Here is a 26,604-nt window from a genome sequence, read left to right on the forward strand (position 1 = left end):
CCGACCTGCTGATCGAACTGTTTTCCGAGGAAATCCCCGCACGTATGCAAACCCGTGCCGGTGAAGACCTGAAAAAGCGGATCACCGATGGTCTGGTCGAGGCCGGTCTGACCTATGCCGGGGCGGCCTCTCTGACCACGCCCCGCCGCCTGACGCTGGCGGTCGAGGGCTTGTTGGCCGAGAGCCCGTCGATCCGCGAGGAACGCAAAGGCCCGAAAGTGGGTGCGCCGGATAAGGCCATCGAAGGCTTCCTGCGTGGCGCCGGCCTGACCCGCGATCAGTTGGAAGAACGCGAAACGCCCAAAGGCGCGGTCTATTTCGCGATGATCGAAAAGCCCGGCCGCCCGGCGGCAGACATCGTGGCCGAAGTGCTTGAGGCGACGATCCGCAATTTCCCCTGGCCCAAGTCGATGCGCTGGGGCAGTGGCCCGATGCGCTGGGTACGTCCGCTGCACTCGATCCTGTGTATCCTCAGCGATGAGGCGGGCGCGCAGGTCGTACCGCTCGAGGTCGAAGGGATCAAATCCGGCGACACGACCGAGGGCCACCGTTTCATGGCCCCGAACCGGTTTTCTGTCACGTCCTTCGAGGATTACGCCGCCAAGCTGAAACGCGCCTTTGTTGTGCTGTCACCCGAGGAACGCGCCGAACACATCTGGAACGACGCGCAGAACATGGCGTTTGCCGCCGGTCTGGAAGTGGTCGACGACAAGGGTCTGCTGGCCGAAGTTGCCGGTCTGGTCGAATGGCCCGTGGTGCTGATGGGGCAGATCGACGAGGAATTCCTGGAACTGCCGCCTGAGGTGCTGCAGACCTCGATGAAGGAACACCAGAAGTTCTTTTCCGTAAAGAACCCAAGGACAGGCCGGATCGAACGCTTCATCACCGTCGCCAACCGCGAGACCGCCGATAATGGGGCGACCATTCTGGCGGGGAACCAAAAGGTGCTGTCGGCCCGTCTGGCGGATGCCAAGTTCTTTTGGGAGAACGACCTGCGCATCGCGAAATCGGACATCGCCCAATGGACCCGCGCGTTGGAGAATGTGACCTTCCATAACAAGCTGGGCACGCAGGCGGAACGGATCAATCGTATTGCCGCGCTGGCACGCGAGCTTGCACCGATTGTTGGAGCGGACGCAGACCAGGCTGAGAAAGCCGCGCGTCTGGCCAAAGCCGACCTGAGCTCGGAAATGGTCTATGAATTCCCGGAACTTCAGGGGCTTATGGGGCGGTATTACATCGAGGCTGCAGGTGAAGACGCGGCCGTGGCCGCTGTGGCGCAAGAGCATTACTCGCCGCTGGGCCCGTCAGACGACGTACCAACCGCACCGCTGTCGGTGACCGTGGCGCTGGCCGATAAGCTGGACACGCTGACCGGGTTTTGGGCGATTGATGAGAAACCGACCGGATCGAAAGACCCGTTTGCCCTGCGTCGTGCGGCGTTGGGGGTTATTCGGTTGGTTTTGGAGAACGAAATTCAAATCAGTATGTTGCGCCTCTTTGAAAGAGCTATGCGCCGAGCCAAGGAGGCTGCTTCGCATGATCGAGATAACGCTTCTTTGAAGGAACTGGATGATCGCGTAGCGGTCGTACATTTGATGGATTTCTTCCACGACCGCCTCAAGACCTTCCTCCGCGACGAGGGCATCCGTCACGACATCATCGACGCCTGTATCGCGATGGACGGGAATGACGACCTCAACCTGCTGGTCAAACGTGCGCGCGCGCTGAACACGGTGATCGCGACCGAGGATGGCGAGAACCTCGTGCAGGGGTTCAAGCGGGCCAACAACATCCTTTCTCAGGCGGAAGAGAAGGATGGGGTGGAATATTCCTATGGGGCGGATGTGAAGTTTGCCGAAACAGACAGCGAGAAAGCACTGTTTGCAGCATTGGATCAGGCTCAGGCACAGATCGACACAGCGCTGGCGTCCGAGGATTTCCCGGCCGCGATGACGGCCATGGCCGCGCTGCGCGGGCCGGTGGATGCGTTCTTTGAGGATGTGCAGGTCAATACCGACAATGACATCCTGCGCCGCAACCGTCTGAACCTGCTCAGCCAGATCAGGAAGGTCTGTTCCAGCGTGGCCGATCTGGCCCGAATCGAAGGTTAACGCTCTTGCGCCACGGGCGCAGGGGCCTATGCTGCGGTGAAACCAAAAGGTGCCGCAGTGCAGAATAACCCGCATACCACTCTGATCACAGCCGAAGCGCCCGTAGCGGCGAATACTCATGGCGGGCGCGCGAAATGCCTGCAGCGTCTGGTTCGGCTGGATTTTCCCGTACCACGAACGGTTGCATTGTCCTTTGATGCAGTGCAGCGGATCGCCGGCGGGCAGGTGCCCGACATTGCGGCTATTCTCGAACAGTTCGACGAGGCGGCGCTGCTATGTGTTCGTCCAAGTTCCGAGGACCCCGATTGGGGCGGGCCTGGGGCAATCCTCAACATCGGTATGAATGATGCGCGCTATGTGGATCTGTCAGACGAGATGGGGAACGAGGCCGCGGCTGCACTGTCGCTGCGCTTTGTGCAAAGCTATGCCATTCATGTGGCGCGTCTGGATGCGGATGTGTTTGACGACATCGAGGCCGATGGGCTGGAAGGTCTGCGCCAGTCGTTGCGGGCCTATGAGGATGAAACCGACGAGCCTTTCCCACAGGATCGTGGTGAGCAGCTGGTTGCGGTTCTGCGATCGATGGCGCGGGCCTGGGATGGAACCTCAGCCCGGCTGTTACGCCAGGCAAAAGGTGCGCCAGCGGATGCAGGTCTGGGCCTGGTCATTCAGGAGATGGTCCCGGGTGTGGGGCAGGGCGAATGCGGGTCCGGCGTTCTGCAACTGATTGATCCGACAACAGGGCTGCAGCAGATAACCGGTCGTTACCTCAGCCAAAGCCAGGGTCGCGATGCGTTGGGCGAGGGGGTCGCTGCGCTGTATCTGGAAAAGGATCCGCGTGGTAAGTCGCTTGAGGAAGTTGCGCCCAAGGCATTCGCGGAACTCAAGGCACATGCTGCAATCATGCGCGAAAAGCTGCGTGAGGAAATGCAGGTCGAATTCGTCATCGAAAATGGGCACGTTCACATTCTGGACGGTGTGCGCGTGCAGCGCAGTGCCCGTGCTGCCATGCGGATTGCCGTTCGGTTGGCCGAGGATGGCATCATTCCTCAGCAAGAGGCGGTGATGCGGGTCGATCCGCATTCTCTGAACGAGTTGCTGCACCGGCAGGTTCACCCCGACGCGCGCCGTGATGTGCTGACCACAGGCATTGCAGCCAGTCCAGGGGCGGCAACCGGAAAGCTTGTGTTTACTGCGGCCGAGGCGCAGGCCAGTGCCGCGCGGGGCGAGCCCTGTATTCTGGTGCGCCGAGAGACGTCCCCGGAAGATGTCCGGGGAATGCACGCCGCAGTGGCTGTTCTGACCGAAAAGGGTGGGATGACCAGCCATGCGGCCGTGATCGGTCGCGGCTTGGGCCTGCCTTGCATCGTTGGCGCCTCTGAAATGCGGTTTCAGACCAAAGAGAAGATGTTGACAGCCCAGGATGGCCGCGTTTTCAAAACGGGCGACAAGCTGACGATAGACGGAACTTCGGGGCAGGTTCTGGCGGGGCAACCCGCGATGCTTGAGGCGGCGCTAGACGATTGTTTTCAGACGCTTATGAGCTGGGCAGACGCCGAACGTGATATTGAGATCCGCGCCAATGCCGATACGCCTGCGGATGCGCAGACCGCTCGGAACTTTTCGGCACAAGGGATCGGCCTGTGCCGGACGGAACATATGTTCTTTGATCCCGGCCGCCTGATCGTGATGCGCGAAATGATCTTTGCTCAAACCTCTTCCGGTCGTGCGGCGGTTCTGGAACGTCTGCTTCCGATGCAACGCGCAGATTTCGTGCAACTCTTTCGAATTATGGAAGGTCAACCGGTCTGTATCCGCCTGTTCGACCCGCCGTTGCATGAGTTCCTGCCCACGACTCGCAGTGGCCAGCGTGAATTGGCAGAGGCACTTGATCTGCCGGTTTCGGATGTGGAACGCCGTGTCGCCGAGATGACCGAATATAATCCGATGTTGGGATTGCGCGGCGTCAGGCTGGGCATCACGGTGCCGGAAATCTATGATATGCAGGCCCGGGCAATCTTTGAGGCGACGCTTGAGGCCAGCAAAGAGGGCGCTCTGGTGGTCCCCGAGGTGATGATACCGCTGGTTTCGGCCAAGCGCGAGGTTGAGCTTGTCAAATCTCGGATAGACACGGTTGCGGCGTCGGTAGCAGCTGAACGAGGGCAAGAGTTCGAATATCGGCTGGGGGTCATGGTGGAAACGCCGCGTGCCTGCCTGCGGGCGGACGAAATCGCTCCACAAACTGCGTTCCTTAGCTTCGGCACCAATGATTTGACCCAAATGACCTATGGATTGTCTCGTGATGACGCTGGTCGTTTCATGTCTGCTTATGTGCGTCAGGGTGTTTTCGCCGAGGATCCGTTCCACGTGCTAGATCCCGATGGTGTAGGGGAATTGCTGAAGCTGGGGTCTGAACGCGGACGCCGGGTTCAGCCGGACGTGACCCTGTCGGTCTGTGGCGAACATGGCGGAAACCCCGAATCAATCGCAATTTGTCGGGATTTGGGGTTCGACTATGTGTCATGTTCACCCTTCCGGGTACCTGTCGCTCGGCTGGCTGCCGCTCAACTGGCGATTTCGTCCAGACTTGGGGGTTGACAGTAACTGCCGACCCAAGGATTAGTGTGAAAAGAAGGTAGCCGTCGTCAACTTATTTTGACGTTACGGCGATTTTCCACTTGCATCTTCTTCTGATCTGGACGTTTCCGATTCAATTCGGTATGAGCCTCATCGCGCCCGCCGGGGGAGGGTATGGCGCAGAATGTGCCTGTGCGAGGTTATCTGATGCTAAGATATATTCTGGCTGTTGCCGTTATGGCGACAACCATGCTGCCTAGTGTGTCCTTCGCTGAGAGGGAAGCAACCGATACTGCGAAACGTGAGCTGGTCGCCCGTAGCGAACTGCCCGGTCAGAATTTTCGCGATTATCTGAATTTGTTCAAGCCCCGACAGGAGCCTGAGCCGAAAGAAGTGTCCTACTCCAAGAGCTGGTTGGACGAGCAACCCACCGCCACCGGAGGTGAACAGTTCAAGTGCCTGGCCGAGGCGTTGTACTTTGAAGCGCGCGGCGAAGGTGTGCGCGGTCAGTTTGCTGTGGCGGAGGTTATCCTCAACCGTGTTGCCAGCAGCCGCTTTCCCGACACGCTGTGTGGTGTGATCAATCAGGGCACAGGTAAGAAATACCAGTGCCAGTTCACCTATACCTGTGACGGTCAAGAGGAAGTGATCCGAGAAAAGAAGGCCTATGAGCGTGTAGCGAAAGTCGCGCGTACAGCCATCGACGGGGCTGCCAAAAAGCTCACCGAAGGGGCTACGCATTATCACACGACCGCAGTGCGCCCGTCTTGGGCCAAGGTCTACAAGGAAACTGCGCGTATCGGTGTTCATATTTTCTACCGTCACAACTATCAGACGGCGAGCAACTGATTGACGCACCCGCGCTGGAACCCTACTGGCGCGGGACGAAAATCGGTTTAGATTGCGGGCCAAGGAGGTCCGTATTGTTGTTATCACGCAGACAGATATTGCAATCCGGTACAGCAATGTTGCTGTTGCCCAAGGCAGTGCATGCCGCAATAGATGATTTGGTTGCCCAGATCGTCTCCCGACAGCTGGCCCCTGACGGGTACCCCGAGACCTCGGTTTGGTCCTTTGGTGGAAATGTGCCCGGTTCAGAAATTCGCCTGCGCAAAGGGCAAAACGTCCGGCGCAGATTGGTAAACGATTTGCCCCAACCCGCTACGATCCACTGGCATGGCATTCGAATTGTCAATGCAATGGACGGAGTCCCGGGTCTGACGCAGGACGCTGTTCAGCCAGGCCACAGTTTTACCTATGACTTTGTGGTCCCGGATGCGGGGACATATTGGTATCATGCCCATAACCGATCCATGGAGCAGGTTGCGCGTGGCCTCTACGGCCCATTGATTGTCGAAGAAGATAATCTGCCTGATGTGGATCAGGATTTGACCCTTGTCCTGGACGACTGGAGGTTAGCCCCGGAAACCGGGCAGATCGTAGAAGATTTTGATAACCAGCACGACCTCAGCCACGCCGGGCGTTTGGGCAATCTCGTCACAGTTAATGGCCAGTTTGATCCAGAATATGCAGTGGCGCGCGGCGCGCGCCTGAGGCTGCGGCTGATCAATGCGGCAAATGCCAGGATATTCGATCTGGGGCTGGATGGTCTGACAGGTTGGATCGTCGCTTTGGATGGAATGCCTCTGGTTGACCCTTTGCCGGTTTCCGGGAACGTCCCGCTTGCACCTGCTCAGCGGATGGATCTGATTGTGGATGTGCAAAGTGATGAGGGTCAGATTGCCGGGCTTGTAAGTCAAGAACGCGGTGACAGCTTCGGTCTGGTTCGGCTTGCGGTGGCCGGTCAGGCGGCGGCAAACAGGACTGGAATCCGCCCTTTGCCAGCAAATGAGATGCCTAAGGTTCGGCTGGACGACGCACCGATCCATCGCATGACGCTGCAAGGCGGGGCCATGCGCTGGCTGGATTCCGCCAATATGGGCGAGACCGAACTATCAGGCCGTGAATTGGCCCAACTCGGGAGGTTTTGGGCATTGAATGGCTATTCTGATCGACCGGATGAGCCGTTTCTGGATGCGCGATTGGGAAGTGCTCATCAGATTGAGTTTGTCAATGAAACGGCGTTTCCCCACGCTATGCACCTGCATGGGCACCATTTCCGCATCATCCTGGATGACGGCACGCTGGGCCCCTGGCGCGACACGATACTGATAGGGCGGGGTCAGACCCGTAAAATCGCGCTGATTGCTGACAATCCAGGCGACTGGTTGTTACACTGCCATATGCTGGGTCATTCCGCATCCGGAATGATGAGCTGGTTTCGCGTCAGCTGACGCCGCATTCGAAGACTGGAATGGCGTTTGCTGCGATGTTATAGGGCCTGCAATGTGTAATTAGGGCCGATACGTCCACCAAGCCCAAAGGGTCAATCGCATGAGTTCTGAAATCCGTCTTGCCTTTGCGCACCCGTCCGAGCGGTCCGAGGCGACTGCCACGCGGGGACCTCTGGATCGCATCTCTCTGCGTGACCATATTGTCGAGGTCGAGATCGGCGCCTTTCAGGCCGAGCGTGGAACGACGCAACGCATTTGCTTTAATATCGTTGTCGAGGTGCGCCCGCTGACCGATCCTATTGACGATGATGTTGATCGCATCCTGTCCTATGATCGTGTGACCGAGGCCATCGGCTTTGAGCTGTCGGCCGAGCGGTTGAACCTGCTGGAAACTCTGGCGGACCGGATTGCCGAGAGAATTCTGCTTGAACCTCAGGCTGTAAGAGCCTTTGTCAGAATAGAAAAGCTGGATCGTGGCCCCGGCGCTTTGGGCGTTGAGATCGTGCGCGGTAAAGATGCAACTCACCACGAGCTGGTCGAGGAAGAGCGTCCGCACCCGCGTTTGGCCTTCCTGTCAAACGAAGCAATCGCGTCGGACAATCTGACCGGCTGGATTGACCAGTTGGAAAACCGGAAACGCCCCCTGATCCTCTGCGTCGGGGCGGCGGATATGGCCGTTTCGCAAACCGGTCACGCGATGACTCAGCGCCGGATCGACCTGCTGGCCATTGAACAGAACGCCTGGGTACTGGCCGCGCGCGACCTGCGCTGCGTTGTCGTTTCCACCCGGACCGAGTTGGATTGGGCCATGAAGAACGGGCAGATTTGCGTCTGGGCGCCGTCCAAGATCGTGCTTGATGCAGTGGACGGCCCGTCGGCTGCGCCCTCGGATGCGGTCGCTCTGGCGGCGTGGTTTGCCGCGACATTCGAAGCGAGCGAGCTGATGGTATTCGGAGGCGCCTTGCCGGACTCACCCCAGACTCCGCTGCGCGCTGTGCCGGTGGATCAGGCGAATCTGTGACTGCTTACTACCGACCCCTGGTTCAGCATGGTGAGGCGCGCCCTGAAGGGGCGGTGACCTTAGCCGGTCAGACGCTGTGGTTCACCCATGTCGAACGCCTCAGCCGGACTGAAGCCGCGTGCATCATCCCGGCTGCGCAGGTTCCCGGCGATGTGCTGGATCGGCTGACACGTCCACGGGCCGCTATTTCTGGCGTTGCGATGGATCGGCCCCAGATCATGGGCATCCTCAATGCCACGCCGGACAGTTTCTCGGATGGCGGGGTGCATAACTCGGTCGAGGCGGCACAGGCTGCGGCGAGGGACATGGTCGCGCAGGACGCCAGTATTCTTGATATCGGAGGCGAGTCGACACGCCCCGGCGCAAGTTTTGTTCCTGAAGACGAGGAAATCGCCCGTACCGAACCGCTGATCAAAGCGATCAGATCGGCCACCGATGCGCTGATTTCCATAGACACCCGCAAAGCCGCCGTCGCCAAAGCCGCCTGGAAAGTCGGGGCAGGGCTGATCAATGACGTCTCGGGCTTTACCTTCGACCCGGACCTTGCGCCGTTCTGTGCCCAGGTTGGGGCCCCTGTCTGCGTGATGCACATGCAGGGCGATCCCGGTTCGATGCAGGACGACCCGACTTACGACAGTGTTTTGCTGGATGTTTATGACTTCCTACATGGGCAGGTTGGTTTTCTTGAAGACCTCGGCATGAGCCGGGACCAGATCATTATCGACCCGGGCATAGGATTTGGCAAAACCGAAAAGCACAATCTTATCCTTCTGCAGAATCTCAGCCTGTTTCACTGTTTGGGGTGTCCGATCCTGCTGGGCGTATCCCGAAAGGGGTTTATCGGGCAGATAGGCAAAGAGCCCCGCAAAGACGCGCGTGCGCCGGGATCCATCGCCGTGGGGCTGGCCGGATTGGCACAGGGTGTGCAGATCCTGCGTGTTCATGACGTCGCTGAAACCGCTCAGGCCTTGCGTCTATGGGCCGCCGTCCGGTAATCCGGTCGCAAGCAAGAATTTACGGAGAGATACCAATGCGCAAGCTGTTCGGAACCGATGGGGTGCGTGGCACCGCCAATACGCATCCGATCACGGCTGAGATGGCCCTGCGCATAGGGGCCGCGGTTGGGCGGTACTTCCGACGTGACCAATCCGGCGTGCACCGTGTTGTTATTGGCAAGGATACGCGCCTGTCTGGGTATATGCTGGAAAACGCGCTGACGGCGGGGCTAACCTCGACCGGGATGAATGTTTTGCTGCTGGGACCAGTTCCAACGCCGGCTGTCGGCCTGATGACGCGGTCAATGCGCGCCGATCTGGGCGTGATGATCTCGGCCAGTCACAACCCCGCCGAAGACAACGGGATCAAGTTTTTCGGGCCTGATGGCTTCAAACTGTCGGATCAGGCGGAAATTGAAATCGAACGGCTGATCGAAGAAGGGGTTAAGCCTGCGCAGGCCCAAAATATCGGTCGGGCCCGCCGGGTAGACGATGCGCGGTTTCGCTATGGCGAGCGGGTGAAATCTTCGCTATCCCGCGATCTTAGGCTGGACGGTTTGAAAGTGGTGGTGGATTGCGCCAATGGCGCCGCGCACCGTACTGCGCCCGAAGTTTTGTGGGAACTTGGGGCCGAGGTCATTCCTGTAGGCACCTCTCCTAACGGTAAGAATATCAACCTGAATTGCGGTTCGACCAAACCTCAGCTAGCAGCTGAAACGGTGGTGGCGCACGGGGCCGATGTGGGGATCTGCCTGGATGGTGATGCCGATCGGGTTGTGATCGTGGATGAGCACGGACACGTGGCTGACGGCGATCAGTTGATGGCGTTGTTAGCGACCTCTTGGGCCAAGGCCGACCGCTTGCGCGGCGGCGCTTTGGTCGCGACAGTCATGTCCAACCTTGGTCTCGAACGCCATCTCGGTTCGCAGGGGCTCAGGCTTGAACGAACGGCCGTAGGCGACCGCTATGTAGTCGAGCGGATGCGTGAAGGAGATTTCAACCTGGGTGGTGAACAATCTGGCCACATCGTCATGAGCGATTATGCCACCACAGGCGATGGCCTCATGGCGGGCCTGCATTTCCTGGCTGAAATGGTACATTCCGGGCGCAACGCATCCGAACTGTCGGTTCAGTTCGAAACAGTACCGCAACTGTTGAAGAACGTGCGCTATGGCGAGGGGCAGGCCCCGCTGGAAACAGTTGGTGTGAAAGCCGCAATCTCGGATGCCGAAGAGCGTCTGAAAGGAAAAGGCCGATTACTGATCCGTAAATCCGGCACTGAACCTCTGATCCGCGTCATGGCGGAGTGTGAAGATGATCAGCTGTTGGCCAAAGTCGTTGACAGTATCGTTGCTGAGGTCGCGGCGGTTGCAGGCTAGCGACCGGCCAGCATTCTGCGCAGGCTGAACCACTGGCTGATCGCTAGCCCGGTCAGGATCATCGCTAGAGCAACGTAAAACCGTATCGGCAATGCCTCGGACAGAACCCACGCGCCAAACACCATCGACCATATCGGAACTTGGTAGTTGACCAGCGTCAGAAAAACAGACCCGGCGCTGCGAATAATCGAGACGCGCAGCAACGTGGCAAAGGCGGTTGGAACAAGGCCCAATGCGATTATGGCGAGGCTAGGCCGTGCGCCATGCCAATTTGGCACCCCTTCGGTTACCAGCATGATGGGCAACAAGATCGCCGCGCCGACCAGCAAAGTGAGCGCAGCCAGAACAACCGGATCGACCGGAGGGCATCTGCGCGTGAATATAGAAGCGCAGGAATAGCACAGTGCGGCACCAATACAGGCCAGCTGTGCCAGTGGTTCCGCACCTTTACCAAGCTGTGCGAGGCCAGGGCCAATCAGCACCAGCGCGCCTGCAAATCCAAGTGATACGCCAACAAAACGCCGCGCGTTGAGGGGCTCATCCGAAAAGAAATGTGCCAGTGGCAACACCATCAACGGGATGGCCGCCATCGACAGGCCCGCAAAGGCGGACGGAACATATTGCTGGCCCCAGCTGAGCAGCAAAAAAGGTAGGGCCGTCGACAGAATGCCGATCACGATGATTGAGGGCCAAAGGCCCCGCGTGGTTGTTGGCAATTTGCGACCCGTCGCCCCCATCAGCAGTATAAGGGTCAGCGCGCCCAGAGTCGTGCGCGCTGTTGCTACTGTGACGGGCCCGTACCCTTCGAGCGCGATGGCCACGACCATAAATGTGCCGCCCCAGATGAAGCCAAGTACAGCGACCATAAGCCAGTTTTTGTTGGTGATTTCAGAGGGTTCGCTCATGGTATTGCCTGCTTCGTCACAATTAGCTGCGAGTGTGGTATTGTAGGGGTATTGGAAAAAGAATTTGGAGACAAATTATGGACTACAAAGAAGTGAATGCTGTTTGCCAGCCCGGAGACGATGTGGCTTCACGAGATTGGTATGCTTGGAACAACAAGATGCCTCCGGGGCCCGCTAGGTTGATTGTGACGGGCATTGTCACGGTTGGTAATCCAGGGGTCGAGCCCATGTTGGTTATCGCCAATCCGCAGGGGATCAATCCCAGCCATTTGCTGCTCAACATCTTCCTCTGTCAGAAGCCCGGGAAATGGCCCTCGGTGGTTGTCGACAAGCCGGTGCGGTTCGAGCAGCATTCGAACCCGATGTATACCCATGTGGATATTGTTGGCGGGCCGTCGATAGAAATTTTTGACGCCCATTAAATGAATGACGCCGCCCCGGGGGGCGGCGTCACGATAGGATCAGTTCTTTTCCTGATCGACCAGTTTACCGGCCGAAATCCAGGGCATCATGTCCCGCAGCTTTTTGCCGACCACTTCGATCTGGTGCTCGTCATTGGAACGGCGCGAGGCTTTGATGGTGGGTTGACCCACAGCATTTTCCAGCATGAAGTCGCGTACGAATTTGCCGCTCTGGATGTCCGACAGGGTCTCTTTCATTGCCTTCTTGGTCTGCTCATAAGGCAGGATGCGCGGACCAGTGACGTACTGACCGTATTCAGCAGTGTTCGAGATCGAGTAATCCATGTTGGCGATTCCGCCTTCATAGATCAGGTCCACGATCAGCTTGGTTTCGTGCAGACACTCGAAATAGGCCATTTCGGGTGCATAACCTGCCTCGACCAGAGTTTCAAAGCCGCAGCGGATCAGCTCGACGATACCGCCACACAGAACCGCCTGTTCACCGAATAGGTCGGTTTCGCATTCTTCGCGGAAGTTGGTCTCGATGATGCCCGAACGGCCGCCACCGATGGCCGAGCAATAGGACAGACCGATTTCCAGCGCTTTGCCGGTTGCGTCAGTGTCAACAGCCACAAGGCAGGGAACGCCGCCACCTTTGGTGTATTCACCACGGACGGTGTGGCCGGGGCCTTTGGGGGCCATCATGATGACGTCTACGCCTGCTTTCGGTTCGATCAGGCCAAAGTGAACATTCAGGCCGTGGGCGAACGCAATCGCAGCACCCGGCTTGATGTTGTCATGCACGTATTTCTTGTAAGTTTCGGCCTGCAATTCATCGGGCATGGTGAACATGATGACATCACACCAGGCTGCCGCTTCTGCAATGCCCATGACCGCCAGGCCTTCGGCTTCGGCTTTCCTAGCCGAAGGCGAGCCTTCGCGCAGGGCAACGACCAGATTCTTCGCGCCCGAGTCGCGCAGGTTCAGCGCGTGTGCATGACCCTGGCTGCCATAACCCAGGATGGCCACTTTTTTATCTTTGATCAGGTTGATGTCGCAATCGCGATCGTAATAGACGCGCATGATGCTGGTCCTTTCTGTTTCGATTGCTGTGGGTTTTAAGGCGATTTTCCAAGGATAGCGATACTGTTATCCTTGAATTATCAAGGATAACTCGAGTATCTATTCTTGAAGTATAGTAAAAAAGAAAAAATCATGCTTGATGATGTTGACCGCAGGCTTCTGCGTCATTTCCAGGCCGACCCGACGCTGACAACCGCTGAGTTGGCCGAGCTTTGTCGCATCAGCACAAGTGTCTGCTGGCGACGTATCGAAAAAATGCAAGAGGCCGGGATTATTCAAGCCCAAGAGGCGATCATTGACTGGGCCGCATTGGGATATGCAGTCGAGGTTTCATTGCGGGTGACGCTGGATAAGACCCAACCGCGCGCATTCGACGAGTTCATGGGTGTCGCGCGCGAGGTTCCCGAGGTGATCGAGATTCAGACCTTTTTGGGCCGCGTGGATGTGCGCTTATCTGTGCTTGCCAAGGATATGGCACATTACCAGCAGCTGTATCGTGACCGTATCCTGACTTTGCCGCATATCGCAGATATCGAGGCATTGATGCATATCGCGCGGGTCAAAAGCGATGAGGTGCTGCCGCTATGACCGAATTGGATGAGCTCGACCGCAAAATTCTGCGCGCTCTGATCCAGGATGCAACGCAAAGCGCGGGTGCCTTGGGGCGTAGATTTGGCCTGTCTCAGCCCGCGATGTGGCGCCGTATCCGGAGGCTTGAAACGACGGGGATCATAAAGGGGCGCCACCTGCGTTTGAATGCAGAAGCGTTGGGGTTTGGGGTGACAGTTTTTCTGGGGGTCAAGTTAGCGCGGAAAGGTCAGGTCAGCCTTGAAGATTTCGAACGTGCCGTCAGTGCGATCCCCGAGGTTCAAACCGTTGAACATGTGTTGGGCCTCTATGATTACCGTTTGCGCGTCGTGGCACGGGATCTCTCGGACTTTGAACGTGTTCTGCGCCGCCGGATAATGACTTTGCCCGGGGCCGGAGATGTCGAAGCCAATGTATTGCTGAGCGAAGAGAGGCTACCCGGGCCTATCGGCTAGGCCCGTTTTAGTACCTGGTACGGATGTAATATCCGGGATGATGTGTCATGCGCGCAAAGGTAATTGGCTGCCCGTCTTTCCATGTCGTGCGCTCTAATTGGATCATGGACGTCCCCGAGGTTGTCCCCATGAATTCAGCCAGCCGTCCATCTGCCGAAATCGCGCAAAAGGCGACTTCAGCATCGGTGAAGGGGGCGGCGTGCAACAGCCACTCATGCGGGCCTTTGGTGTCGAGGTCAGCATGTTCCACTTCTGGAACTGCATCGATATTGATCCAGCGCTCTTCCAGTTGAAACGGCCGGTTGTCTGCATAGTGCATGCAGACAATATGCAAAACACGCGCTTCTTGCGAGACGCTTAACTGAGAGGCAAGCCATCCGGGGCTGGAGACGATATTACGCTCGACCAGCGCATAACGATAGGTGGAGTTCTGCCCCTCGACATCCAGTCGGGTCAGGGAAAACTCCAGTTTTGCGTGTTTGCTGGGTTCTTTTTTGACCCGCGTTCCGCTTTTACGTTTTCTTTCAACGAAGCCCTGATCTGCCAGTTCCCGCAAAGCACGATTTACCGTGGCACGGGCACAATTAAATTCTTCTGCCAACTGGGTTTCTGTCGGCAGCACCGACCCCTGTGGCCAAACTCTGGTTTCTATTCGTCGTTTTACTTCGTCACGTACAAACTGAAAACTGATCCGCTTATGCGCAGTCACGAGTGAAAATACCTTTCTTCTCCAAAGTGTATGTATCTGGTCAGAAACACGTAGGGGTGTAAAGGGTTGCTGACTCTGTTTGGCGTCATTAGTTGTCGATAGGGCCTTTGAGGCGTTAAAATTTTCTTAGGAAACCGGGTTCCGTTGGGTCAATTTTCAGTAATAACTGAGAGGCAGTGAGCGAAGTTGCGAACACCCGCTCGTTTCGTGGAATTTGAAAGGAATACCAATGCCCCCGCTTTTGGACAAAATTGACCCCAATGGGTTAGAGGAGTTTTCGGTCGTCTTCACCGATCGCTCGCTTAATCACATGTCGGTTCAGTTTCAGCATGTGATGCGCGAAATCTCTGAGATGCTGAAAGGCGTTTACAACGCTGACGGTGTGGCCGTTATCCCGGGCGGTGGTACCTATGCAATGGAAGCAGTCGCGCGCCAGTTTGCCCGCAATGCCAATGTTCTGGTGGTCAGGAATGGCTGGTTTTCCTATCGGTGGAGCCAGATCATCGAGTCCGGTGGGTTGACGGCGTCGGCAACAGTTCTGAAGGCGCGCCAGACCGGCAACTCGGCAACGTCCCCATTTGCGCCTGCTCCGATCGAGGAAGTCATCGAAACGATCCGCGATGGGCGCCCGGATGTGGTCTTTGCGCCGCATGTCGAAACAGCGGCCGGGGTCATTCTGCCCGACGACTATATTTCGGCGATGGCAGCCGCAGCCCACGAGGTTGGGGCGCTGATGGTTCTGGATTGCATCGCTTCGGGTTGCGCATGGGTGGACATGAAGGCGACGGGTGTGGATGTCCTGATCTCGGCCCCTCAGAAAGGGTGGAGCGCATCGCCTTGCGCGGGTCTTGTCATGCTGTCCGAACAGGCTGAGGCAAGGCTGGAGGAGACGACTTCGGACAGTTTTGCCGTCGACCTAAAGAAATGGCGTCAGATCATGCAAGCCTATGAAAATGGCGGTCACGCCTATCACGCCACGATGCCAACAGATGCGCTGAAAGCCTTCCGCGACACGATGGCTGAGACTCGAGACTATGGCTTTGACAAACTGCGTGACGCCCAGTGGGCATTGGGGGACGGTGTACGGGCAATGCTGAAGGATAAGGGCATTGTTTCTGTCGCCGCCGATGGGTTTGGTGCGCCGGGTGTGGTGGTCAGCTATACCTCGGATCCCAATATCCAGAACGGCAGCAAATTCGCCGCCCTGGGCATGCAGATCGCTGCTGGTGTACCCTTGCAATGTGATGAGCCAGACGGGTTCAGCACCTTCCGTCTGGGCCTGTTCGGTCTGGACAAGCTGTACGATGTTGACGGCACAATCGCGCGTCTAAAGCGCGTGCTGGACCAGGTTTTGTGACCATCGGGCTTTAGCGGACGCCGAGGCCCATCTGCATCAGCGTCTTGCGCACGGTCGGCAGCGAATACAGCGCGTTCAACCCCATTGCACGTATGTCCCGTAAAGGCCGCGCTTCGATCATCGAGGCGCGGTTCAGCAGGTCGATACCCTTGACCCGGGCCTCGATCTCGGTATGACGCGCTTTGTGATAGGCATCCAACATCTGCGCGTCACCCAGGCCCTCGGGACGGGCCTGTGCCAAATCCAGCAGGCATCGCAGATCACCCAAGGACATGTTCAGCCCCTGCGCACCGATGGGGGGCACGACATGGGCGGCTTCGGCCATCAGGGCCACGCGTTCGCCCGAAAGGCGCTCTGCCGATTGGCTGATGATCGGCCAGATTGTTCGGCGTGAAGCCAGTTTCAACGGACCGAACAACCCGCAGGACCGTTCGGTCATCAGCGCTTCAAAGCTTTCCGGATCGGTGTTCAACAGCTCTACCGCGCGCGGGCCACGCTCCATCCATACAATCGCGGACGAGGGCTGACTCTGCCAGTCGGGCAGGGGAACTAGCGTGAACGGGCCGCCGGACCTGTGAATCTCGGTCGAGACGTTCTGATGCGGGATCGAGTGTGTAACCGCGAAGGCCAACGCCTTTTGCCCATAGCGCGTGGTGTGCACGTTGATCCCGGCGGCCTCTCGCATGGGCGAGTTGCGACCATCTGCGGCGATCACCAGTTTACAGCGGATGCGCGTCCCGTCGCTCAGGCCAACGCGGGCTTCGGCTGTACGGGTGAACAAGCTGACCGTGCCCGTTCCGGGGCGAAAATCGACATTGGGCAGTTCAGCGAGACGGGCCACCATTTCACGCCGCAAGAGCCAGTTTGGCAGGTTCCAACCAAAGGGCTGGTCCGAGATATCCGCGGCATTGAAGTCGCGCACAACGCGCGGCTCGGGCACATCGCCGCCTGCATCCACAATCCGCATGATCTGAAGAGGGGCGGCATGCGCGTCGAGTTTTTCCCACAGCCCGCATTGTTCCAAAAGACCGTGGGCTGGTTGCAAAAACGCGGTGGTCCGTAAATCCGATCCGTCCACGTCCCGCTGGGTCACAGGTTGGGTAGGATCAACACAGACCACATTGAATCCAGCCGCGCCAAGGGCCGCCGCTGCGGTCAAACCGGCAATTCCGCCGCCGGAAATCAGGATGTCACACTGGTCGTTCATGGCGCCCTCTTTGGTTCTGAGCCGACCCTAGAGCGGTTCGACTTCCCGCGCCAAGTGACATCCTGTCTCGCAGGTCAGCCGCGCGAGATCAGGATGAGGATCAGGAATATCACGGGCACCATCACGACGGCGGGGATATACAAGCCCGGCAAGCCAAACAGCATCACTGAACAGCCCCACATGCTGAAGATGGCGGCAGCGGTGTAATACCAGTCGTCCCCATCTGCATCGGCCGCATCGCGCGCCATCCAGCCAAACAGAGGAACAGCAAATAGCAGGCGCTGCCAGATGGGTGAGCGCGGGGGCATTTCGATTGCGGACATCTGGGTCTCCGTTCTGTTCGTCGCAGTTGGGATATACGGGCGGCGCCCGGGTCGCAGTACGTGCAGATCGTCGCAGTGTGACAGCCTATCGCAGGCGGGCCAGAAAGGCGGTCAGGTCGTCTGTATGGTGGTGGATGTGATCGGCCATGTGCGGTTCGGGCGCGACATGAACCGTGCGCATCCCCATCTCATGCGGGGCCGCCAGATTGCGCGGATCGTCTTCGAACATGGCCGCTTTTTCTGCCTTGATTCCGTCTTGCGCAAAGATGGCCTGGAATGCTGCCTTCTCGGGTTTAGGACGGTATCCCGCATGCTCAACCCCATAGATGGCATCGAACAAACCGCTGAGGCCACGCGCCGCAAGGACGCGTTCGGCATAGGGCGCGCTGCCATTGGTATAGACAATGCGGCGACCGGGCAGAGCACGAATATGTGCCGCAAGATCCACGTCCGGGTCCATATGGCTCATATCCACCTGATGCACGGCATGCAGGTAAGGGTCGGGATCCAGATCATGTTCGGCCATCAGCCCGGCCAGCGTGGTGCCATATTCGCGCCAGTAATGGGATCGCAGCCGGTCGGCCTCGGCCCGGTCGACGCCGATGGCCTGGACCACATAATCCGTCATCAGCACCTCGATCTGATCGAACAGGCGCATATGCGGCGGGTACAGGGTGTTGTCCAGATCGAACACCCATTGGGAGACATGGCTGAAGGCAGGTTTGACCATGCCTGCCGTTTAAGCCGCGCGGCGCAGGTTTTCAATGCAGTACTTGATTGTGCGCACTGCAGACGGATAGACATGTCCGAACGAGGAGAAAAACAAAAGATGCCCCAATCCAAGCAGTCCAACAGCGACGCCTACAGCCTTATTCTCGAAGCGATTGATGTGGGCATCTACAAGCCCGGTGACAGGCTGGTCGAAAGCGAGCTGGCCGAAAGGTTCGGTGTTTCGCGCACGCCAATCCGCGAGGCATTGCAGCGGTTAGAGACCCAATCCTTGCTTGAACGCGACGGGCGTTCGCTGATTGTGGCCTCATTGGACCACAATCAGATGGCAGAGCTATATGTCGTTCGCCGTGAACTTGAAGGTCTCGCTGCAAGTTTGGCCGCCAAGCACGCGACCGAGGAAGAGATCAAGGTGCTGCAGGAAATGGTTGCCGAAGATGATGCGCTGGTGGACAATCCAAACGCCCTGTCTCGGGCGAACCGGCGGTTTCACGAACAGATCCATCTGGCCTCGCACAACCGCTATTTGGTGCAACAGCTGAACCTTGTGCACCGCACAATGGCCTTGATGGCAACGACATCGCTTGCGGTTTCCGGGCGCGGTGAGATCGCGCAAAGTGAACACAAAGGCATCGTCGAGGCGATTGCCGCCCGTGACGAGCAAGCCGCGGAACGTGCGTTGAAAGAGCATATCTCGGTCGCTTTCATGACGCGTCTCAAGCAGGATGCGGTTCGTCGCGAAAGCTGACGGTCACATGTCGAAGGCTTCTTCACTAGCTTGACCGTGTTGGGTTTTGTCCCAGAAGAACGGGTTGATAGCCAATTCCCAAAGGGCTTTGTAAGCTGCCAGCACACCCAAAGGGAAATACAACGGCATTGTCGGCACCCACGGCATCAGAAACTGTCTTTCACGGGCGGCGACAGCCAGTATCCCGATGGTCACATTCGTGATCTCTGCAAATACGAACAGAGCTATCAGTATGGTCATGACCTTGCCCGGAATGACGGGATCCAGCGGGCTGGCCAATCCGAATGTGGTAAGCCAGAACAGCCACAAAACCGGGGCCAGCAGGAATTGTCCGACGGTGCCCAGAAAAAACGCCTGGAGCCCAAGGAAGCGCAGCACACCCAGCTCTTTCAGCAGATGGATCGGCGAGCGCATGTGGACAAGATATGTGACCATAAAGCCCTTGAGCCATCGTGAACGCTGTTTGACCCAAGGCCAGGCCCGAAAGTTTGCTTCTTCGAAAGTGGCGGTATCAACCATCTCGGTCCGATAACCCGCGCGGCTGAGGCGGACGCCCAGATCCGCGTCTTCGGTCACATTATGGGCATCCCAACCGCCCAGTTCCAACAGCTTTTCGCGACGAAAGAAAAAGGTTGTACCACCAAGTGGAACCACCAGTCCCAACCGGGCAATGCCAGGCAGGATGACCCGAAACCAACTGTTATACTCGATGGTAAAGCAGCGAGACCGCCAGTTGGTGCGCGGGTTGTAATAGTCCAGAACGCCTTGCAAGCAGACGACGTCTTCACTGGCTTGGGTGAAATGTCCGACGACGCGTTCGATTTGATCGGGAAGAGGGGCGTCCTCGGCATCCCAAACGCCTAGAATGTCACCACGACAGAAATCCAGCGCATAATTCATCGCGCGCGGTTTTGTCGTCAGCCCGCTTAATGCCGGTACTTCGATCGTGCGGATCCAACAGGGCAGCTCGATTTTGGCCAGGGTTGCACGGGTTACCATATCCGTTTCTTCCAAAACCAGAATGACGTCCAAAAGAGCTTTGGGATATGTCAGACGCCGCAATCGGCGGATCAGAGCGCCAGCAATCTCTCGCTCTTTGTACAAAGGGACCATGATGGAAACGCGAGGCAGTCGAAGAGGAAGCGTGGTGGCGGTCTGACTGTGGCGTTTTCCTTTGTAACATAGAAACGAGAGCAATCCCGCCAGACGCAATGTCAGGAATAATACAAGCGACGTAACGGCCAAAACGACCAGAGCCAGCAGCCCCGGAATGGGTTGCGCCAGGAACAGTGTGGCGAGGCCAAGCACTATGGCAATCGGCCCAATACGCGAGCGCCGAGTCCAGGATCGGCAACTATGAGCTATTGCCACACGGGTTTCAGCCTTTTCAGCAAGGCTTTCCGAGAAAATTCTGGCGATCGCGTCGTCGATCCGGTCCGCATCGGCAAGCACGGGTATGATCGTTTGCTTTTCCTTTGCCAACTGCTTGCGAACTGCGTCGAATTGATCGGGATTGGCGGTAGCGACCAGCAGAATGGGACCGATGCGCATCCAGGGAATGATGTTGTGATCCAGCCAAAAGCTGGCGGGGCGGGTTTTGCAAAGGTCCGGATTTGGTGGATGCAGATCCAGGTCCGCGATCTGCAATCCTGTTTGTTCAGACAGCGCCGTCAGAACCTCGGACCGATCTACCCAGCCTTCGCCGACCAGGATTTCGCCCAGTGCAACATTTTGTCTGGATTGCAGGTGCAGGGCTTTTTGCAACTGATGGTTCGAAAGCAGCCCGCGGTCGATCAGGCAAGCCCCCAAAGGCTTGCGCACCGTTGCAGAAATCGGCGCGGCCGATGCGAAATGCTGCAGGTTCAGTTCAACCATTCAATCAACCCAGACGTGGTAATCTGCGTCAGGGTGGAGCGATTAAGGTTAACAGGCCGTTAAGGCTGTATGATTATGCCTGTGCCTTTCGGGCGGCCATCGCATGCGAGAACCGCTCGAACAGGTAGAAGCTGTCTTGTGGGCCTGGAGATGCCTCTGGGTGGTACTGTACCGAATAGACCGGTCGATCCGTCATGCGAATTCCGCAGTTTGAACCATCAAACAACGAACGATGAGTCTCAACGACACCGTCGGGAAGGGTTTGAGCGTCTACCGCAAACCCATGGTTCATCGACGTTATTTCCACCTTCCCAGTCTCGAGATCTTTTACCGGGTGGTTCGCCCCGTGGTGGCCGTGATTCATCTTGACAGTCTGACCGCCAAGGGCCAGCGCAAGCATCTGATGACCAAGGCAAATCCCGAATACGGGTAGGTCGGTGGTGTCCAATACCTCTTTGATCATCGGTACTGCGTATTCACCCGTAGCCGCTGGATCACCGGGGCCATTGGACAGGAATACGCCGTCGGGATTATGGGCCAGAACCTCAGCCGCGGTGGCCGTTGCGGGCAGCACAGTGACATCGCACCCGGTCGAGGCAAGGCATCTCAGGATATTGCGCTTTGCCCCGAAATCCAGTGCCACAACCTTATGTACTGGGGCCTCTTGCCGTTTATAGCCATCTGGCCAGGCCCAACGCATCTCATCCCAGCGATAGCTTTGCGCACAAGTCACTTCCTTGGCCAAATCCATACCTTCAAGCCCGGCAAAGCCACGCGCTGCCGAAACCAGAGCTTCGATGTCGAAATTGCCCTCAGGATCATGAGCCAATGCCACATGAGGTGCGCCTTGCTGGCGAATTGCGCGGGTTAACCGGCGGGTATCGACACCGCCAATGGCAATACGCCCACGCTGGGCAAGCCATGATTTCAGCTCTTCAGCAGACCGCCAGCTGGACGGTTCGGTTGGGTCCCATTTGACGACCATTCCTGCCGCGACAGGATCACCGGTTTCGTCATCCTCGGGGTTCACACCAACATTTCCGATATGAGGGAAAGTGAAGGTCACGATCTGTCCGGCATAAGAAGGATCGGTCATGATCTCTTGATAGCCGGTCATTGCGGTGTTGAAACACAGCTCGGCCACGGTCTGGCCTGTGGCGCCGAAACCGACCCCGTAGAACAGTGTTCCATCGGCCAAAGCCAGACATGCGGTGGGCTTAGACGGGGCGTTCTGGGCCATAGCGCGACTCTCCTGCAGGGTAAATCGGCGCATACCTAAGGGGGTTATGCGCTTGGGTCAAGTGTGTTCAATTTTTGGGCTATTGAGCAATATCAATGACTTAGATGTAGAGGCCCCCGGTTGTATCACGCTTTTTGTTTCGATATGGTCGGGGTTCCTTTTGTCATGGGGATGGACAAACTAAATGGATATGCGATCACGGGTGAATTCCGCCCTGAAGCAAGCAATGAAAGACAAGAACGCCGAGCGTCTGTCGACCCTACGTCTGATCAATGCAGCAATCAAGGACCGGGATATCGCGTCTCGTGCTGCGGTCAACGAGGAAGCCAAGGGTTGCGGTGATGCCGAAGTTCTTGAAATTCTAGGGAAAATGTCCAAGCAGCGTAAGGAAAGTGCGCGTGCTTACGAAGAGGGTGGACGCCTCGATCTGGCGGAGCGTGAACTGCGCGAGATAGAAGTCATAGAAGAATTCCTGCCCGAGCAACTGGACGACGATGAGGTGACGAAAGCCATCCAATCAGCGATTACGGCCACTGGTGCCGGGTCGATCCGGGATATGGGCAAGGTCATGGGCGAGCTCAAGACACGCTATACTGGCCAGATGGATTTTGGGAAAGTTGGGCCCATGGTCAAAGATCAGCTTTGTGCGGCTGCCAGCGGCTGACTGCCGTGACATGCTGAGAGCTTACTGCGCGACTGGTTCGCGCAGTTTTTCTTTGAGGTCATCGTAAAGCGCAATCCGCTCTTCCTCGGACAGGAATGCGCCGATTTCTACTTCGCGACCTTCACCCTTGAGGGTGACGTAGTTCGGAACCGGGCCGCCGCTCTGATGGATCTCGGGGCGGGCCCAATAGCGATTACAGGCCCATTCCTGCTGCCCCCGTCGCGGGTCATGATGTATCAGATGCGCCTGTGTTCCGGTCAGCGTCAGGACTTCGAATATGCTACGGGCCCGATAGTTTGACCGGAGAGCCAGCCAAAGGCCAATAACTGTTAGCAGCAGGAAGGGCAGCAACCCCCAAAGCAAGGCCGAGCCGAGCACGGCCAAAAGCGGGATCAACCCGAACAAAAAGACACTAAACACAACCCGAACTGCCCAATGACGCGGCAGCGAGTTATGCGGCCACAAGCGCAGCTCAAGTTCTGATGTGGTGGTTTGATTCCATCTGTAGGGCATGGCCGGAAGATAGCCCAAAGCGCGTCCGAGTCGACGCTGAAAATTCAGATGACGTGCCCGACGCGGGCCCACGATAGGGCATCGTCCAGCCGATCATCCCCCCAAAAGACTTCGTTCCCCACAACCAGGCTTGGGGCGCCAAAAATGCCCAGCTTGATTGCGCGTAGTGTTTCCGCCTCAAGTGCGGCGACAATGTCGGGGCTGCGCGCGCGGGACAGGATCAGTCGGGGATCCTGCTGACTGCGATGTAGCGCTTCGGACAGGGCGGTTTCGCTGCCGGCCTCTACACCTTCTTCGAACCAGATCCGATATAGAATTTGCGTAAAGTTCTTGCCCCAGCCTTCTTCCATTCCCAACAGCGCTACTTGATTTGCCAAGGCAAGGTCAGAAATGGGGTAGGGCGCAGGAAGCTGGGCGTGCATATGGTACTTGGCCGCCCGACGCTCAATGTCGCGCCACATATAGGCGGATTTGACGGGTTTCCCTGCAAAGGGGATGTTCTTCTGCTGCGACATCACTGTGCGTACATTGAACGGCCGCCATGTGACGGACGCATCGTGTTCAGAACACCAATCGTCCAGGCGCATGATCGTCAGAAAGCTGTAAGTGCTTCCGATAGAGTACCAGAAATCAAGATCGGGCATATGAACCCTCGGGGTTGCCGATTGTTTTGCCTTTACCAGAGTACCCTATTTTGACCGATCTGGCGAATTTCCGGTGGCACGCCACTTAGAAATGAAAAACCCCGCCAAGTTGGCGGGGTTTTCTGTTGGTTCAGAGGGATCAGTGTGCGTGGCCCTTGTCCCAGTCTTCTTGCTTGGGCAGCTGCTCGAACGTGTGTTCGGGCGGCGGCGAGGGCAGCGTCCATTCCAGCGTATCCGCGTATTCGTTCCACGGGTTGTTCCGGGTCTCACGTGCGCCACGGAACAAGGCGTAGAACACGATACCAAAGAACAGCAGGAACGAGGCGAAGGATACAAAGGCGCCAATCGACGAGACATAGTTCCACTGCGCGAACGCTTCGGGATAATCGATGTAGCGACGTGGCATGCCCTGACGGCCCAGGAAGTGCTGGGGGAAGAAGGTCAGGTTGGCGCCGATGAAGAACAGCCAGAAGTGAACCTTGCCCCAGAACTCTGAATACTGACGGCCTGTCATCTTGGAGAAGTAGAAGTAGATTCCGGCAAAGATCGCAAACACTGCGCCCAGCGACATCACATAGTGGAAGTGTGCAACCACATAATATGTGTCGTGATAGGCGCGGTCGATACCGGCCTGCGACAGAACCACACCGGTCACACCGCCAACGGTGAACAGGAACAGGAAACCGAAAGCAAACAGCATCGGTGTCTTGAACTCGATCGAGCCGCCCCACATGGTTGCGATCCACGAGAAGACCTTAACGCCGGTAGGAACCGCGATGACCATCGTTGCCAGCATGAAGTAGGCTTGCTGCTGGACCGACATGCCGACTGTGTACATGTGGTGTGCCCACACGACAAAGCCCAGTACACCGATCGCAATAAGTGCCCAAACCATCGGCAGGTAACCGAAGACTGGCTTGCGCGAGAAGGTCGCGATGATGTGGCTGATAAGGCCAAATCCAGGTAGGATCACGATGTACACTTCTGGGTGGCCAAAGAACCACAGGATGTGCTGATACAGGATTGGATCACCACCACCGGCCGGATCAAAGAAGGTGAAACCAAAGTTGCGGTCCATTAGCAACATGGTGATCGCACCTGCCAAAACCGGCAGCGACAGAAGAATCAGCCACGAGGTGATGAAGATCGACCAACTGAACAGCGGCACCTTGAACAGGGTCATGCCCGGGGCACGCATGTTCAGGAAGGTGGTGATCATGTTGATCGCGCCGAGGATCGAGGAGGCGCCCGATACGTGCACGGCAAAGATCGCGAGGTCCATGGACATTCCGCCCTCGCTCGTCGACAGCGGCGGGTACAGAACCCAGCCGACGCCCGAACCAAGCTGGTCGTTACCACCGGGGCTCAGCAGCGAGGCCACGCCCAGCGAAGTACCGGCGACATAGAGCCAGAAGGACAAGTTGTTCATCCGCGGGAACGCCATGTCCGGCGCGCCAATCTGCAACGGCATGAAATAGTTGCCAAATCCGCCGAATAGGGCAGGGATGACCACGAAGAACATCATCAGAACACCGTGATAGGTGATCATCACGTTCCACAAATGCCCGTTCGGAGTGCAGAGCTCGGCACCGCTGCCGAACAAGCGGAACCCTTCCATGCACATGTGCTGTACCCCGGGCTCCATCAGTTCGATCCGCATGATAACAGTCATCAGAACCGAGATTAGACCGGCCAGGGCCGAGACGATCAGGTACAGAATCCCGATGTCCTTGTGGTTGGTCGACATGAACCAGCGGGTAAAGAACCCGCGCTGGTCTTCATGGTCGTGACCATGAATGGCTGCGTCTGCCATTAGGTGCCTCCTGTTGCAACTACACCGCGCTGTCGGACCTCTCCAACGCGCGGGATTCCTGCTGGTTTTAGATTGCGTGGGGGCGACCTTCAATGGTCGAGTTTGATCTGGATCAAGATTAATTGTCGCGGGTGCCGGTTGCAGGGCTTCGAAAAAGAGCACAACTTTCGGCAAATGGAGGAGACCGGATGGTTCTGAACTACGTGACGACCGAAAAGGCTCAGGCGGCCACCGGGCTACGCATGATCGTTGTCGGAGGTGTGCCAAGCCCTTGGAGCGAAGCCGCAAAGGGTATTTTTTACGTAAAGCGTCTGCCTTGGGTGCCAGTTTATCTGGACCATCAGGACCGGGCGCAGACCATCTGGGCGCAAACGGACAGCGCACCGGTTGTGTTCTGGAAAGATGAAGTACCGCTTTCCGAAACGGCCGATATTGTCGCCTTGGCACAACGAATCGCGCCTGAACCAGATTTGTTGCCAGCATCAATGGCGCCCGACATTCTCGCCTTCATTGACTTACTTACGGCCCCAAATGGATTGGGCTGGCAAAGGTGGCTTCAGCAAATCCATGCTGGTATGCGAGGCCAAGAAGGTGGGTTCCATCCCAAGATTGCCGACTATCTTGGCAAGAAATACGGCTATGATACAGAAGCAGGTGAAATGGCTGCCGGTCGCGCTGATGGGATATTGAAACGCGTCAGCAGCAAGCTCGCAGAAGGTGGTGATTTTCTGTTTGGCAACACGCTCACTGCAGCAGATATTTATTGCGCTGCCTTCATGGCTTTGTTCGCACCGTTGCCGGAAGAGTTGTGTGCAATGCGGCCGAGTACCCGAAGGGTTTTCGAGCATATATCCGATCCTGTACGGGATACTCTTTCGGCAGGTTTGCTGTTGCATCGGGACAGGGTATACCGCGATTTTCTGGAAACACCCTTGTCGCTTTGATCGCATGTGCATTGCGTCTTGACCGC

25 protein-coding genes are annotated in these 26,604 nt (G+C 57.4%); 14 read left to right on the plus strand and 11 right to left on the minus strand.

Annotation, left to right across the window (positions count from 1 at the left end):
* Nucleotides 1-44 precede the first annotated feature (44 nt).
* From glyS to glmM, 7 genes are all read left to right on the plus strand, one after another.
* Nucleotides 45-2,114 (plus strand): glycine--tRNA ligase subunit beta, encoded by a 2,070-nt coding sequence (gene glyS / locus AC2FFB_RS00445; protein ID WP_496874479.1) that lies wholly within the window; start codon nt 45-47, stop codon nt 2,112-2,114.
* Between the two features lie 36 nt (nt 2,115-2,150).
* Nucleotides 2,151-4,712 carry a putative PEP-binding protein gene (locus tag AC2FFB_RS00450; RefSeq protein WP_281972295.1) on the plus strand — a complete coding sequence of 854 codons (2,562 nt, stop codon included), beginning with the start codon at nt 2,151-2,153 and terminating at the stop codon, nt 4,710-4,712.
* 186 nt (nt 4,713-4,898) lie between these two features.
* Complete coding sequence (locus AC2FFB_RS00455; protein WP_496710154.1) at nt 4,899-5,540, plus strand: cell wall hydrolase; 642 nt, start codon at nt 4,899-4,901, stop codon at nt 5,538-5,540.
* A gap of 116 nt (nt 5,541-5,656) precedes the next feature.
* Nucleotides 5,657-6,985 (plus strand): multicopper oxidase family protein, encoded by a 1,329-nt coding sequence (locus AC2FFB_RS00460; protein ID WP_496687547.1) that lies wholly within the window; start codon nt 5,657-5,659, stop codon nt 6,983-6,985.
* Between the two features lie 100 nt (nt 6,986-7,085).
* Nucleotides 7,086-8,006 carry a dihydroneopterin aldolase gene (locus tag AC2FFB_RS00465; protein ID WP_496687550.1) on the plus strand — a complete coding sequence of 307 codons (921 nt, stop codon included), beginning with the start codon at nt 7,086-7,088 and terminating at the stop codon, nt 8,004-8,006.
* On the plus strand, nt 8,003-9,001 hold the full coding sequence (gene folP / locus AC2FFB_RS00470) for a dihydropteroate synthase (RefSeq protein ID WP_496874359.1): 999 nt from the start codon (nt 8,003-8,005) through the stop codon (nt 8,999-9,001). The genes AC2FFB_RS00465 and folP overlap by 4 nt, the downstream gene beginning before the upstream one ends.
* A 35-nt stretch (nt 9,002-9,036) precedes the next feature.
* Entirely contained in the window at nt 9,037-10,380 is a 1,344-nt protein-coding gene (glmM, locus tag AC2FFB_RS00475; RefSeq protein ID WP_142634511.1) for a phosphoglucosamine mutase, read from the plus strand.
* Here the strand turns inward: glmM and AC2FFB_RS00480 are convergent.
* Nucleotides 10,377-11,285: a DMT family transporter gene (locus tag AC2FFB_RS00480; protein WP_496693301.1), complete on the minus strand. Its 909-nt coding sequence runs from the start codon at nt 11,283-11,285 to the stop codon at nt 10,377-10,379. The two genes, glmM and AC2FFB_RS00480, sit on opposite strands and share 4 nt — an antisense overlap.
* Nucleotides 11,286-11,362: 77 nt before the next feature.
* Here AC2FFB_RS00480 and AC2FFB_RS00485 point away from each other — a divergent pair, with 77 nt between their 5' ends.
* Nucleotides 11,363-11,707: a hypothetical protein gene (locus AC2FFB_RS00485; RefSeq protein ID WP_142634506.1), complete on the plus strand. Its 345-nt coding sequence runs from the start codon at nt 11,363-11,365 to the stop codon at nt 11,705-11,707.
* 39 nt (nt 11,708-11,746) lie between these two features.
* On the opposite strand, the gene ilvC is transcribed toward AC2FFB_RS00485, so the two are convergent.
* Nucleotides 11,747-12,769: a ketol-acid reductoisomerase gene (gene ilvC, locus AC2FFB_RS00490; RefSeq protein WP_142634504.1), complete on the minus strand. Its 1,023-nt coding sequence runs from the start codon at nt 12,767-12,769 to the stop codon at nt 11,747-11,749.
* A 132-nt stretch (nt 12,770-12,901) separates the two neighbouring features.
* On the opposite strand from ilvC, the gene AC2FFB_RS00495 reads away from it, so the two are divergent.
* Entirely contained in the window at nt 12,902-13,357 is a 456-nt protein-coding gene (locus AC2FFB_RS00495) for an Lrp/AsnC family transcriptional regulator (protein ID WP_271946422.1), read from the plus strand.
* Entirely contained in the window at nt 13,354-13,812 is a 459-nt protein-coding gene (locus AC2FFB_RS00500) for an Lrp/AsnC family transcriptional regulator (RefSeq protein WP_142634500.1), read from the plus strand. Before AC2FFB_RS00495 ends, AC2FFB_RS00500 begins: the two co-directional genes overlap by 4 nt.
* Before the next feature lie 7 nt (nt 13,813-13,819).
* On the opposite strand, the gene hutC is transcribed toward AC2FFB_RS00500, so the two are convergent.
* The gene (gene hutC / locus AC2FFB_RS00505) at nt 13,820-14,521 is read right to left on the minus strand and encodes a histidine utilization transcriptional repressor HutC (protein ID WP_142634498.1); all 702 of its coding nucleotides are present in this window, start codon (nt 14,519-14,521) and stop codon (nt 13,820-13,822) included.
* A gap of 229 nt (nt 14,522-14,750) precedes the next feature.
* Between hutC and AC2FFB_RS00510 the strand changes: the two genes are divergently transcribed.
* Nucleotides 14,751-15,878, plus strand: a complete 1,128-nt coding sequence (locus tag AC2FFB_RS00510; RefSeq protein ID WP_496874360.1) for an aminotransferase class V-fold PLP-dependent enzyme — start codon at nt 14,751-14,753, stop codon at nt 15,876-15,878.
* A gap of 10 nt (nt 15,879-15,888) precedes the next feature.
* On the opposite strand, the gene AC2FFB_RS00515 is transcribed toward AC2FFB_RS00510, so the two are convergent.
* The 3 genes from AC2FFB_RS00515 to AC2FFB_RS00525 form a co-directional block, all read right to left on the minus strand.
* The gene (locus AC2FFB_RS00515; RefSeq protein WP_142634494.1) at nt 15,889-17,085 is read right to left on the minus strand and encodes a UbiH/UbiF family hydroxylase; all 1,197 of its coding nucleotides are present in this window, start codon (nt 17,083-17,085) and stop codon (nt 15,889-15,891) included.
* A 74-nt stretch (nt 17,086-17,159) separates the two neighbouring features.
* Entirely contained in the window at nt 17,160-17,408 is a 249-nt protein-coding gene (locus AC2FFB_RS00520; protein WP_271946430.1) for a hypothetical protein, read from the minus strand.
* 85 nt (nt 17,409-17,493) lie between these two features.
* Nucleotides 17,494-18,138, minus strand: a complete 645-nt coding sequence (locus AC2FFB_RS00525) for a pyrimidine 5'-nucleotidase (RefSeq protein WP_142634490.1) — start codon at nt 18,136-18,138, stop codon at nt 17,494-17,496.
* A gap of 99 nt (nt 18,139-18,237) precedes the next feature.
* On the opposite strand from AC2FFB_RS00525, the gene AC2FFB_RS00530 reads away from it, so the two are divergent.
* Nucleotides 18,238-18,885 carry a GntR family transcriptional regulator gene (locus AC2FFB_RS00530; protein WP_142634488.1) on the plus strand — a complete coding sequence of 216 codons (648 nt, stop codon included), beginning with the start codon at nt 18,238-18,240 and terminating at the stop codon, nt 18,883-18,885.
* A gap of 3 nt (nt 18,886-18,888) precedes the next feature.
* Here AC2FFB_RS00530 and AC2FFB_RS00535 read toward each other — a convergent pair whose 3' ends face one another.
* Together AC2FFB_RS00535 and carA are read right to left on the minus strand one after the other, a co-directional pair.
* Nucleotides 18,889-20,760 carry a glycosyltransferase gene (locus tag AC2FFB_RS00535; protein ID WP_496874361.1) on the minus strand — a complete coding sequence of 624 codons (1,872 nt, stop codon included), beginning with the start codon at nt 20,758-20,760 and terminating at the stop codon, nt 18,889-18,891.
* Nucleotides 20,761-20,833: 73 nt separating this feature from the next.
* Nucleotides 20,834-22,000 carry a glutamine-hydrolyzing carbamoyl-phosphate synthase small subunit gene (gene carA / locus AC2FFB_RS00540; protein WP_281972285.1) on the minus strand — a complete coding sequence of 389 codons (1,167 nt, stop codon included), beginning with the start codon at nt 21,998-22,000 and terminating at the stop codon, nt 20,834-20,836.
* A gap of 184 nt (nt 22,001-22,184) precedes the next feature.
* Here carA and AC2FFB_RS00545 point away from each other — a divergent pair, with 184 nt between their 5' ends.
* On the plus strand, nt 22,185-22,664 hold the full coding sequence (locus AC2FFB_RS00545; protein WP_142634482.1) for a GatB/YqeY domain-containing protein: 480 nt from the start codon (nt 22,185-22,187) through the stop codon (nt 22,662-22,664).
* 21 nt (nt 22,665-22,685) lie between these two features.
* Here the strand turns inward: AC2FFB_RS00545 and AC2FFB_RS00550 are convergent, their stop codons facing one another.
* From AC2FFB_RS00550 to ctaD, 3 genes are all read right to left on the minus strand, one after another.
* Entirely contained in the window at nt 22,686-23,177 is a 492-nt protein-coding gene (locus tag AC2FFB_RS00550; RefSeq protein ID WP_142634480.1) for a DUF2244 domain-containing protein, read from the minus strand.
* 44 nt (nt 23,178-23,221) lie between these two features.
* Nucleotides 23,222-23,821 carry a 2-hydroxychromene-2-carboxylate isomerase gene (locus AC2FFB_RS00555; RefSeq protein WP_142634478.1) on the minus strand — a complete coding sequence of 200 codons (600 nt, stop codon included), beginning with the start codon at nt 23,819-23,821 and terminating at the stop codon, nt 23,222-23,224.
* Between the two features lie 139 nt (nt 23,822-23,960).
* Entirely contained in the window at nt 23,961-25,634 is a 1,674-nt protein-coding gene (ctaD, locus tag AC2FFB_RS00560) for a cytochrome c oxidase subunit I (protein WP_142634476.1), read from the minus strand.
* 188 nt (nt 25,635-25,822) lie between these two features.
* On the opposite strand from ctaD, the gene AC2FFB_RS00565 reads away from it, so the two are divergent.
* Nucleotides 25,823-26,578, plus strand: a complete 756-nt coding sequence (locus tag AC2FFB_RS00565; protein ID WP_496874362.1) for a glutathione S-transferase family protein — start codon at nt 25,823-25,825, stop codon at nt 26,576-26,578.
* Nucleotides 26,579-26,604 lie beyond the last annotated feature (26 nt).

The organism is Ruegeria sp. YTSA219 (assembly GCF_059609985.1).